The organism is Pseudomonas sp. ZT5P21 (genome assembly GCF_054897785.1).
The window spans coordinates 2,602,029-2,613,188 of the sequence record NZ_CM142705.1; the positions used below are offsets into that span (position 1 = coordinate 2,602,029).

Below are 11,160 nucleotides of genomic sequence, written 5' to 3' on the forward strand. Positions count from 1 at the left end.
ATGTTCAGAATCCTGTTTCGCCTGTACCTGGTGACGATCGTTTCGTACAGCGCGGCGATCTATCTGGTGCCGGACGTGGTGATCAAGGTCTTCCAGGAGCGCTTCGTTACCTACAACCTCGATTACTCACGAGGGCTGCAATCCCTCATCGTCAAGCAGTTTCACGCCGTGCCCGAAGTGCAATGGCCGGCGCTGGCGGCCGAGATGGACACGCAATTCAATCCGCTGCACATCGTCCTGAGCCGCTATGACGATGAGGGCTTCACCCTGGCCGAGCAGAAACGTTTGCAGCGCGGCGAGAACGTTGTGCGCATCGGCGACTGGGGCTGGCGCACGCTGGCGGTGGCACCGCTGAATTCGCAAGTCGTGGTGCAAATGATCGTGCCGCCGGATCCGCTGGACGTCAATTTGTTGTACTGGAGCATCAACGTGCTGATCGGCGCGACGATGCTGGCGTGTCTGCTGTTATGGCTGCGCCCGCACTGGCGCGATCTGGAACGCCTCAAAGGCACCGCTGAGCGCTTCGGTAAAGGTCACTTGAGCGAGCGCACGAAGATCTCCGCCAGCTCCAATATTGGTAGCCTGGCCAACGTGTTCGACACCATGGCCGGCGACATTGAAAACCTGCTCAATCAGCAGCGGGATTTGCTCAACGCGGTCTCCCATGAGTTACGCACGCCACTGACACGTCTGGACTTCGGTCTGGCGTTGGCGCTGTCCGACGACTTGCCGGCCCCGAGCCGCGAGCGTTTGCAAGGCCTGGTTGCGCACATCCGTGAACTTGACGAACTGGTGCTTGAGTTGCTGTCCTACAGCCGCCTGCAAAACCCCGCGCGCTTGCCGGAAAGGGTCGAAGTGTCGCTAGACGAATTCATCGACAGCATTCTGGGCAGTGTCGATGAAGAGCAATCACCGGAAATCGTCATCGACGTACTGCTGCATGGCCAGCTCGAACGCTTCAACCTCGACCCGCGCTTGACCGCCCGCGCGATTCAGAATCTGTTGCGCAACGCGATGCGCTATTGCGAGAAGCGCATTCAGATTGGTGTGCAGGTCTGTGCGACGGGCTGTGAAATTTGGGTCGATGACGACGGAATCGGCATTCCGGATGATGAGCGTGAGCGGATTTTTGAGCCGTTCTATCGCTTGGACCGCAGTCGGGATCGAGCGACTGGCGGGTTTGGGCTGGGGCTGGCGATTAGTCGTCGGGCGCTGGAAGCGCAGGGCGGGACGCTCACGGTCGAACCTTCACCGCTGGGCGGTGCGCGGTTCCGGTTGTGGCTTCCGACCTCGGCCTGATCAAGCGCTCAACCGGCCGCGCAACACCTTCGCTATCTCCTCCAGTTCCAACGCCGGGTTATGCCCGATCAGCATCCAGGCGTGTTCCATGTCCGCCCAATACACGACGTTCATCTCGTGTCGACGCTCGTGCGCGATGTGTCGGCTGCCGCTGTTGGAACGTGTCACGCAAAGCGCCACCGGGCCGTGGGCCGGATCCAGATACGTAATCTGCGCAATGGGCATGCCGTCGTATTCAAGGATCTGCGCGCGTTTGAGTTCCAGGCGTGGCAGGGCCAGTTGCCCAGGCAAAAGGCTCAGCCCCAATCGTGCGTCGATGGTGCGTAGTTGCGCCCGCTGAGTGGCTTCGTCGTTGGGCAAGTGTTCCAGTGTCTGCGGCACGTAAAGCGCCATGTAGTCCGCCACCAGCCCGCGCCAATTGCTTTTGCGCTGACTAGATTGCCAGCCGAGGAACAATCGGTCCGCCACCACGCCGCTCACCACCAGTCCGGCGGCCGCGGCAAGAAACCAGCGTCGGCTCATCGCGGGCCGGGCAGGCGAGGGCAAGGTGTCGAGCATGGCTTGCAAGCGGTCCACCGGCGCCTGGTGTGTCACTTCATCGTAGGCTTCTCGAAACGGCAGGCTGCTGCGGGCCAGCCATTGCAGGCGCAGGTTGAGCGTCGAGTCTGCGGCGATGGCCGCGTCAATGCGACTGCGCTGGTCGGCATCAAGTTGGTCGTCGAGGTAAGCCACCAGTTGCTCATCCGAAGGTAACGCGTGGTCGTTCATCGACGTTCTCCGGTGGAAGGGTTCGGCACGGTGTGCAACGGCGGGTACTCGGCCAGTTTCGTCCGTGCGGCGGCCAGTCGGCTCATGACCGTGCCGATGGGCACGTCCAGCACTTCGGCGACTTCGCGATAGGACAAACCTTCGACGTAGGCCAGAAACACGGTTTCGCGTTGGGCTTCGGGCAGTGCATCGACGCGTCGGATCACCTGCGTCGCGAGCACGTGTGTTTGCGCGGCGTATTCGCCGTCGAACGACAGCGTGTTGTCGGCATCCACCAGCCCTTGGCCCTGACGCACCCGGCGCGCGCGTACTTCGTTCAGCCAGATCGAATGCAGAATGCTCAGCAGCCAGCGATCCATGCGGGTACCGGCGACGAATTGCCCGGCACGCTCAAGCGCCCGCACGCAGGTGGCCTGCACCAGATCTTCGGCGACATGCCGTTGACGGGACAGCAGCAGGCCGTAGCGCCATAAACGCGCCAGGTGCTGGCCCAGCTCTGCCCGTATTGCCTGATCGCTGGCGATGGCGACCTCCGACCTGTCAGGTTTTCGATGAATCGTGGATGGCTTCGGCCAGGTCCTGGTATTCCTCACAGGTGTTGCCGCAAATCGATTTGATCTGCTGCAATTGCTCTTGGGCGAGGTCCAGTCGACCCTTGATCACGTAAGCCTCACCGAGGTATTCGCGGACTTGCGCGTACTGTGGATCGAGTGTCACCGATTGCAGGTAATACCCGATGCCCTCGTCGGTGCGCCCCAGTTTGCGCGTGGCGTAGCCGCGATAGTTGAGCGCTTTGGCAGTGTTGGGGTTTTTCAGTGTATCGAGCAATGCCAGGGCTTCTTCATAACGCCCGTCCTTGGCCAGTCGGTAGGCATAGTCGGTACGGTCGGCGTCCGGTACGAGGCTGCTGGTCTGCATCACACACTTCTGCGACTTGCTGTCCCAGACCTGGCCTTTGGGGCAGTTGGGTTTGGCCGGTTCTTCTTCGTCGCCGTCGGCCATTGCCAGGGAGCTGGACAACGCGATGGCGAACAGCAGCGGGGCGGTAAAAACAGCAAATCGGCTTTTCATGGCAGAGCATTCCTCATGGGCATGCAACGTGAACACTGCAGGGGGAAGATTTATTCGTTCTGACGAACCTTTTCAGGAGCGGGCTCGCTCGCGATGGTGGTCAACGATAACGAGGGAAGCCTGATACCCCGCGGCGTCCGTGAGTCCTTCGCGAGCGAGCTCGCTCCTACAGTAAGCGGATCGGCGCGCCTGCTGCCCACGCCTGGATATCTTCTATCATCTGCGAAAAGAACTGGTGATAGTTCTGCAGGCTGACGTACCCGACGTGCGGCGTCGCCAGCACATTCTCCAGCGTCCTGAACGGATGACGAGCCGGCAGCGGCTCCTGCTCGAACACGTCCAGGGCTGCACCAGCCAGGCGCTGTTTCTGCAACGCTTTGATCAGCGCGGCCTCATCGACAATCGGCCCGCGTGCGGTGTTGACCAGTAGTGCGGTGGGTTTCATCCAGTCCAGCGCCTTCGCGTCGACCAATCCGCGGCTACGGTCACTGAGCACCAGATGCACTGACAGCACGTCGGCCTGTTCGAACAGTTCCTGTTTGCTCACGTAGGTCACGCCAACTTCGGCGGCGCGTTCTGCCGTCAGGTTCTCGCTCCAGGCAATCACTCGCATTCCGAACACCTGACCGAACTGGGCGACTCGCTTGCCAATGCTGCCCAGACCGAGAATCGCCAGGGTCTTGCCATGCAGGTCGCCACCCAAACCTTGTTGCCATTTACCGGCGCGCAGGGCGTTGGCTTCCGCGACGAGGTTGCGCGTCGCAGCCATGATCAGTGCCCAGGTCAGTTCCGGTGCGGCGTGTTTGTAACTGTCGGTGCCGCTGACCTGTATGCCAAGGGCCGCAGCGGCTTTCAGGTTCAGCGCAGCGTTGCGCATGCCGCCGGTGACCAGCAGTTTGAGTTTCGGTAGCCGGCGCAGCAGATCCTCATCGAAGCGGGTGCGCTCGCGCATCACGCAGATCACTTCGAACTCAGCCAGACGTTCTGCCAGTGTCTCGTTGTCAGTCGGGTAGTCATGAATAAAATGCACCTTGCCGATAGCGTCCAGCGCCGACCAGTCCACCACGTTCCGCGCGACATCCTGCCAGTCATCGATCACTGCAATCTGCACAGCCATCCGCCTTACCTCGTCATTGAACGGGATTGGTTTTATTCAGCCAGGCGAGCAGGGCCTGGTGGAATTTCTCCGGTTCTTCCATTTGCGGCGCGTGGCCCATGCCGGGGAATTCAATCAGCGTCGAGTGAGGAATGAGTTTCGCCACGTCCTTGCCAAGTACGTCGTAGCGACCGATTCTCGCCTTGACCTCGGGCGGCGCGATGTCCTTGTTGATGGCCGTCGTGTCCGAAGTGCCGATCAGCAGCAGCGTCGGTACTGTCAGGTCCTTGAATTCGTAGTACACCGGTTGGGTGAAGATCATGTCGTAAATCAGCGCCGAGTTCCACGCCACCAGGGTTTTGCCCGGTCCTTTGGCCATGCCCGCGTACATGTCCACCCAGCGGTCGAACTCGGGTTTCCAGCGACCGTCATAGTAGGTGCTGCGCTGGTAATCGTGAATGCCTTGCGCCGTCACCTTCAGCTCACGCGCGTACCATTGATCCACCGTGCGATAGGGCACGCCGACGGCTTTCCAGTCCTCCAGTCCGATGGGATTGACCAAGGCCAGTTGTTCGACCTGATCGGGGTATTGCAACGCATAGCGGGTGGCGAGCATGCCGCCGGTGGAATGCCCGAGCAGGCTGGCCTTCTGGATGCCTAGGGCTTTGAGCAATTGCTGGGTGTTGGTTGCCAGTTGCTGAAAGCTGTACTGATAGTTGTCCGGTTTGCTGGAGGTGCAAAAACCGATCTGGTCTGGCGCGATGACTCGGTAACCGGCGTCGCTCAAGGCCTTGATCGAAGTGTCCCACGTTGCGCCGCAGAAATTCTTGCCGTGCATGAGCACGATGCTGCGCCCGTTGGACTTGCCATGGGCTGCGACGTCCATGTAGCCCATCTGCAGGGATTTGCCCTGGGACTGAAAGGCGAAGTGTTTAACTGTGTAGGGATACTCGAAACCTTGCAGTTCCGGCCCGTATTCCGGACCTTCAATGGCGAACACGGGCAGTGCGGCGGTCAGCAGCAGGCTCGGTAGCCAGCGGGAGAGGGCGAGGGGCATGGGTAAACTCCACAGGAAATCGGCCGATGCTGGATCGGCATGATTAGGGCGACATTAAACACAGGCAATCGCGACGCGTGATCGTTCAACTCATCCAGCCCATTGTGGCCAGGGTTAGCGCGCCATAACGCGCGCCTTTGGCGAGTGTCACGATCAGCAGGAAACGGCCCAGCGGCTCGCGCATGACGCCAGCTACCAGTGTCAGCGGATCGCCAATGACGGGCACCCAACTCAGCAGCAGTGACCAATGGCCATAGCGCTGATAATGAACCCGGGCTTTTTCCAGATGCTGCGGGCTGACCGGAAACCAGCGCCGTTCGCGAAACCGCTCGATGCCGCGCCCCAGCCACCAGTTCAGCAGCGAGCCGAGGACATTGCCCAGGGTCGCGACCGCCAGCAGCGACCAGAGCCAATACTGCTCGCTGAGCAACAACCCCACCAGCAACGCCTCAGATTGCAACGGCAGCAGGGTCGCCGCACCGAAGGCGGCGAAGAACAGCCCGATGTACGCACCGAGCATCAATGAGCGGCGGGGTAGTCCGCCACCACTACATCAGTGCCGTCCTTTTTCAGGCCGATCACCTGATAGGCATCGCTCATGCCGTCCATCTCCATGCCCGGCGAACCCATCGGCATGCCAGGGGCGGCGACGCCCAGGAGATCATCGCGCTTGCTCAGCGCCAGCACCTGGTCGGCCGGCACGTGGCCCTCGACGAATTTGCCGTTGATCAAGCCGGTGTGACAGGACGCCAGACGTGGAGGCACGCCGTGTTGTTGCTTGAATGTGCTCATGTCGGTTTCGACGTGATCCTCGACCTTGAAGCCGTTGGCCTCGAGATGGCTGATCCATTTTTTGCAGCAGCCGCAGTTGGCGTCACGGTGGACTTCGATCGGGATCAGGTCGGCGGCCTGGGCCAGGGAAGAAATGAACAGGGCGCTCAGGGCGACCAGACGCAGGTGGGTTCGCATGGTGGAGTCTCGACTCGGATGGCGGTCAAAAAAGGCATTTTGACTAGTTTAGCCAATAAGGAGCAGTGAGATTGTTTCGAAGTAATGCTGAACCTGTGGGGCCGACGGAACATTTCGAATCCTCGGGTTATCGCCGCTATGAAGCCAAAACTCTTCATCGGCTGTAACATGAGCCCCCGTTTGCTGCGCCGCAACCCCGAAAAATCTGTAGGGGCCTGGCATGCATCCGGATACAAACCGAATACATTATTCAGGTCCAGGTTCAAGCTGATAGTTTAAGGAAAAGGGCAATGACCCAGTCGCAACGTTTGAAATACTCGATTCTGATCTCCCTGGTGGTATTGGGGATCATGTTTGGCCTTTCGTATTTGCAGAATGCCGGGGTCATCAGCGAAAAGCTGTTTCAGTACATCGCCATTGGTGTGGCGGTGATCGTGGTGGTGATCAATGGCGTGATGCGCCGCAAGGTCAAAACCTGATCCACGCCCGCAGACAGGATTACTCGCCGTGCAGAATGGCGGCAGCCTGTGGATGCAGGCTGTAGCTCTTGTCCGCGTTCAGCGTGATCACGCCTTCGCTGCACAAACGCTTCAACACTTCGCGCACACTGAGAAAGGACAGGGGAATATCCAGGTCCAGCAAGTGGCTGTGCACACCGCGCACCCCCAGGCTGCGGTCGCTCTCGGCGGCTGTCAGCAGGGCGTCGATGACTTTCAGTCGGATCAGACTGGTGCGCAGGCCAAAGCTCTTGAGCAGAACCCGGATCCGTTCGTTGCTGTGCCGTTCGGTACGCTGAGTGAACAGGCCCGAGCCTATGGAAGTGCCCATTGGTGCAGTGCTACCGTCCGTTGGCAGTTGCGAGTTGTACATGCAAAAACTCCTTTTCAGAGCCTGAACCGGATAGATGTGTTGGGTGCTCTTACTCAATAAGACGTACGAGCCACTCGAATCATGAAGGCGCGAATGTAGAAATTTTGTCGCCATCACGTCAGAAACCCGTAAACCCCCGTAAAAACGCGCTCCAGCACTCTAAATTTTAGTCTCGAATTTCGTTCTTACTGTAGGAGCGAGCTTGCTCGCGATGAACGTAAGAGCGACGCGTTTATCCAGTTGAAACGCATAATCGTTAACGACCATCGCGAGCAAGCTCGCTCCTACATGGCATCAGGCATATTGGATCAGGAGTGAGCGTGATTATTACCAGGCAGTTAACCCGATTGAGCCTAGCCGGTGTGTTGGTGGGTTTGAGTCTTGCGGCAAACGCGCGCAGCCAGCCGGACCAAGCGACAGCCGATATCCGCCGGACAAGCTTTGGCGTACCGCATATTCGCGCCGAAAACGAGCGGGGTCTCGGCTACGGCATCGGCTACGCCTACGCTCAGGACAATCTGTGCCTGTTGGCCAATGAAATCACCACGGTGAATGGCGAACGTTCACGATATTTCGGCCCGGAGCAGTTCACGGTCGAAGAGCGCGTAAACCAGGTCAGCGACGTCTTTTTCAATTGGCTGAATACGCCGCAGGCCGTCTCCGCATTCTGGCAGGCACAAACCCCGGAAGTCCGCGACCTCATAGAAGGGTATGTGGCGGGTTACAACCGTTCGCTGAAGGAACGTCGCGCGAAAGGTTTGCCGCAGCAATGCCAGGGAGAGTGGGTGCGAGACATTACCGCGCAGGACCTGGTCATGCTGACCCGACGTCTGCTGGTCGAAGGGGGTGTCGGGCAGTTTGCCGAAGCACTGGCCGGCGCCACGCCACCCAAAGCCGCCGCTCAAAGCGCAGACGCGTCCGCGTCGTTTCAGGTCGCCGATGTGCGCCAGCAGCGCTTCGCCCTCGATCGCGGCAGCAATGCTGTCGCGGTGGGCAGCGAGCGCTCGTTCAATGGCCGTGGCATGTTGCTGGCCAACCCGCATTTTCCGTGGGTCGGCGGGATGCGCTTTTACCAGATGCACCTGACCATTCCCGGCAAACTGGACGTGATGGGCGCCGCGTTGCCTGGCCTGCCGATGATCAACATTGGCTTCAATCAACACCTGGCCTGGACCCACACCGTGGATTCGTCCAAGCATTTCACCCTGTATCGCCTGCAACTTGATCCCAAGGATCCGACCCGCTATGTGCTCGACGGCAAGTCATTGCCGATGAAGCAGCAGACCGTGACCGTGAACGTGAAACAGCCTGACGGGCAGACCCGGACGGTTTCGCATGTGATCTACAGTTCGCAGTTCGGCCCGATTGTGCAATGGCCTGGAAAACTGGATTGGGACAACCAGTTCGCCTACAGCTTGCGCGACGCCAACCTCGAAAACGACCGGGTGCTGCAGCAGTGGTACGCGATGAACCGCGCGGCCAGCCTCAAGGAACTGCAGGCATCGGTCCACAAGATCCAGGGCATCCCGTGGGTCAACACCCTGGCGGCGGACGATCAGGGCCAAACGCTATACATGAACCTGTCGGTGGTGCCGAACGTCAATGCCGACAAGCTGGCCCGATGCAGCGATCCACGGGTCGGGTTGCAGATGATCGTGCTCGACGGTTCCACTAGCGCTTGTGCCTGGGACATCGACCCGACGGCGGCGCAAAAAGGCATCTATGCAGCGGACAAGTTGCCGCAGCTGCTGCGCAAGGACTTTGTGCAGCACTCCAACGATTCGGCCTGGATGGCCAACCCGGCACAGCCGCTCACCGGTTTCTCGCCGTTGATCAGCCAGGACGGTCAGGCACTGGGTCTGCGTTCACGCTTTGCCCTGGATCGCCTGGGCACGCTAAACAAGGCCGGGCCGATTGCGGCGGCGGATCTGCAACGGATGGTGATGGACGATCAGGTGTACCAGGCGGCTCTGGTGATGCCGGACCTGTTGCAATTCTGCGCTGAAGATCAGGGCGCCGATGCGCCGACACTCACGCCCCTGTGCGCCACCCTCAAGACCTGGGACCGCCATGCGAATCTCGACAGCGGTCTGGGCTTTGTCCATTTCCAGAACATCATGGAGTCGCTGCAGGAGACGCCTGATGTCTGGCGGGTCGCGTTTGATCCGACAGATCCGCAACACACCCCGCGCGGCCTGGCGGTTGATCACCCGGACGTAGCGAAGGCCCTGCGCGAGGCGATGCTGGCGTCGGTGGAACAGGTCAACCAATCGGGTCTCGAGTCAGACAGCCGCTGGGGCGATATCCAGGTGGTGAGCAGTGGCGATCAGCAGACGCCGATTCATGGCGGGCCAGGCACACTGGGCGTCTACAACGCCATCCAGAGCGTGCCGAGAACCGATGGCAAACGCGAAGTGGTCAGTGGCACCAGCTATTTGCAGGTAGTGACTTTTGATGACAAGGGGCCGCAGGCCAAAGGACTGCTGGCGTTCTCGCTGTCCAGCGATCCGGCGTCGAAATATGCCAATGACCAGACCCTGGCGTTTTCGAAGAAGCAGTTGAGTGTGTTGCCGTTCACCGAACAGCAGATCACTTCAGACCCGCAATATCAGGTGCAGACGATCCGCGAGCAGGATGAAAAAGCCGGGAAGGTAGCCAATCAATAGAACGAAGAGTGCTGTAGGAGCGAGCTTGCTCGCGAAAAACGTCGAGACGCCGCTGTCATCCAGACAGCCCGCATTATCGTTAACGACCATCGTGAGCAATCGAGCGTCGACCGGCTGCTCCTACTGGGGGAATGCGTAAAAGGCCGCACCCCGCAAGGGTGGCGGCCTTTCAGCTTTTCGGAGTGTGTTGCGGGATGGAGTTGAGGACCGGGTTGCCGTCCTTGTTGCGGGTCAGGTAAACCGGCAAGACTCTTGGCAGTTTCGCCACAAGGTTGTTGAGCTCCTTGATGTTGTAGATGCCGCCGAGGCGGATCGCGCCGGTGCTGTTGTCGGCGACCATCACAGGGTTTGTCAAATAGCGATTGATCAAGGGCAGGGCTTCGGTTAACGCCAGGTCGTCGAGCACCAGTTTGCCGTGGCGCCAGGCCAGTGAAGAATCATTGGCATAGGTCTGGCTGATTTGCGGCGTGAAGTCGCCCTGTTTGTAGCGCGCCTGCATCGAAGGCTCAAGGCGCAAGCCATCACCCGGCAGGTTATCGTTGCTGCTGACCAGCACCGAACCTTCGACCAGGTTCACGCGGACCTGATCCTCATACATCCAGACGTTGAATTGGGTCCCGGTGACGCGGATTCTGCCGTCCGCTGCTTTGACAACAAAGGGGTGGTTGGTGTCGTGACTGACACTGAAAAAAGCTTCGCCTTTATCCAGCGTGACCCGGCGTTGATCCTTGAAATTGCTGAAGGTCAGCTCGGTGCCAAGGTTCAGTTCGACCTGACTGCCATCGCTCAACGTGACCAGGCGGGTCGTATTGCTTGCCTCGAAATGCTGATAGGCATTGGGTAACCAGCCCAGGTTCCAGCCGGTCCAGGCCGCCAGAGGCAACGCCAGTGCGCAAACGGCGGCGGCAATGCCAAACGAGCGCCAGGGCGTGGCGGGTTTGAGGCGAGCGGCGGGGATGACGGTTTCCAGACGAGGCAAGTCTTCCGCCACTACCCAGATCTCCAGCATGGCCTCGTACTCGAACGCATGAAGCGGACAAGCGTCTCGCCACTGCTCGAAAGCTTGCCGTTCATCGGCGCTGCAATCGCTGGCGTGCAGACGCATGCACCAGTGCGCAGCGGCATCGGTGATAGCGTCGTATTCGGCTTGGGAGAGAGAGTGGTCAGTCATGGACTCATCCTGATTTGCGCCATTCTAACCTTGAGGGCAGCCTGCGAGAACATCGGTCATGGCAATTACCCATCAAAGTGTATTTATTTTTCGCTGACGTGCCGCAAAAGCGCGCCAGCGGGCAGCAGTATCCATGGATGAGGTGAAAAATTGATCAACGCGATAGGTATTGGCGCAATAGCACCGGTCGTGC

The 11,160-nt window shown here is 59.7% G+C and carries 12 protein-coding genes; 3 read left to right on the forward strand and 9 right to left on the reverse strand.

Going from position 1 to position 11,160, the window contains the following annotated elements; translation table 11 throughout:
- Nucleotides 1-1,299, forward strand: a complete 1,299-nt coding sequence (locus ACYZT9_RS12225; protein ID WP_462010002.1) for an ATP-binding protein — start codon at nt 1-3, stop codon at nt 1,297-1,299.
- Here ACYZT9_RS12225 and ACYZT9_RS12230 read toward each other — a convergent pair whose 3' ends face one another.
- The 7 genes from ACYZT9_RS12230 to ACYZT9_RS12260 all read right to left on the reverse strand — a co-directional run bounded on the left by ACYZT9_RS12230 (nt 1,300) and on the right by ACYZT9_RS12260 (nt 6,260).
- Nucleotides 1,300-2,067, reverse strand: coding sequence for an anti-sigma factor family protein (locus ACYZT9_RS12230; RefSeq protein ID WP_462010003.1), 768 nt, complete (start codon nt 2,065-2,067; stop codon nt 1,300-1,302).
- Entirely contained in the window at nt 2,064-2,561 is a 498-nt protein-coding gene (locus tag ACYZT9_RS12235) for an RNA polymerase sigma factor (protein ID WP_462010211.1), read from the reverse strand. The genes ACYZT9_RS12230 and ACYZT9_RS12235 overlap by 4 nt, the downstream gene beginning before the upstream one ends.
- 46 nt (nt 2,562-2,607) lie before the next feature.
- Nucleotides 2,608-3,138 (reverse strand): tetratricopeptide repeat protein, encoded by a 531-nt coding sequence (locus ACYZT9_RS12240; protein WP_462010004.1) that lies wholly within the window; start codon nt 3,136-3,138, stop codon nt 2,608-2,610.
- A gap of 166 nt (nt 3,139-3,304) precedes the next feature.
- Nucleotides 3,305-4,255 carry a D-2-hydroxyacid dehydrogenase family protein gene (locus tag ACYZT9_RS12245; RefSeq protein ID WP_462010005.1) on the reverse strand — a complete coding sequence of 317 codons (951 nt, stop codon included), beginning with the start codon at nt 4,253-4,255 and terminating at the stop codon, nt 3,305-3,307.
- Nucleotides 4,256-4,268: 13 nt separating this feature from the next.
- The gene (locus ACYZT9_RS12250) at nt 4,269-5,291 is read right to left on the reverse strand and encodes an alpha/beta fold hydrolase (RefSeq protein WP_462010006.1); all 1,023 of its coding nucleotides are present in this window, start codon (nt 5,289-5,291) and stop codon (nt 4,269-4,271) included.
- A gap of 85 nt (nt 5,292-5,376) precedes the next feature.
- Nucleotides 5,377-5,811 carry a YqaA family protein gene (locus ACYZT9_RS12255; RefSeq protein ID WP_462010007.1) on the reverse strand — a complete coding sequence of 145 codons (435 nt, stop codon included), beginning with the start codon at nt 5,809-5,811 and terminating at the stop codon, nt 5,377-5,379.
- Entirely contained in the window at nt 5,811-6,260 is a 450-nt protein-coding gene (locus ACYZT9_RS12260; protein ID WP_462010008.1) for a DUF411 domain-containing protein, read from the reverse strand. The genes ACYZT9_RS12255 and ACYZT9_RS12260 overlap by 1 nt, the downstream gene beginning before the upstream one ends.
- Nucleotides 6,261-6,550: 290 nt before the next feature.
- Here ACYZT9_RS12260 and ACYZT9_RS12265 point away from each other — a divergent pair, with 290 nt between their 5' ends.
- Nucleotides 6,551-6,739 carry a hypothetical protein gene (locus tag ACYZT9_RS12265; RefSeq protein WP_462010009.1) on the forward strand — a complete coding sequence of 63 codons (189 nt, stop codon included), beginning with the start codon at nt 6,551-6,553 and terminating at the stop codon, nt 6,737-6,739.
- Between the two features lie 19 nt (nt 6,740-6,758).
- Here the strand turns inward: ACYZT9_RS12265 and ACYZT9_RS12270 are convergent, their stop codons facing one another.
- Complete coding sequence (locus ACYZT9_RS12270) at nt 6,759-7,130, reverse strand: fe2+ zn2+ uptake regulation protein (RefSeq protein WP_462010010.1); 372 nt, start codon at nt 7,128-7,130, stop codon at nt 6,759-6,761.
- A gap of 320 nt (nt 7,131-7,450) precedes the next feature.
- Between ACYZT9_RS12270 and pvdQ the strand changes: the two genes are divergently transcribed.
- A complete protein-coding gene (pvdQ, locus tag ACYZT9_RS12275; protein WP_462010011.1) occupies nt 7,451-9,796 on the forward strand; it encodes a bifunctional acylase PvdQ in 2,346 nt (781 codons plus the stop codon).
- Between the two features lie 169 nt (nt 9,797-9,965).
- On the opposite strand, the gene ACYZT9_RS12280 is transcribed toward pvdQ, so the two are convergent.
- A complete protein-coding gene (locus ACYZT9_RS12280) occupies nt 9,966-10,967 on the reverse strand; it encodes a FecR family protein (RefSeq protein WP_462010012.1) in 1,002 nt (333 codons plus the stop codon).
- Nucleotides 10,968-11,160 lie beyond the last annotated feature (193 nt).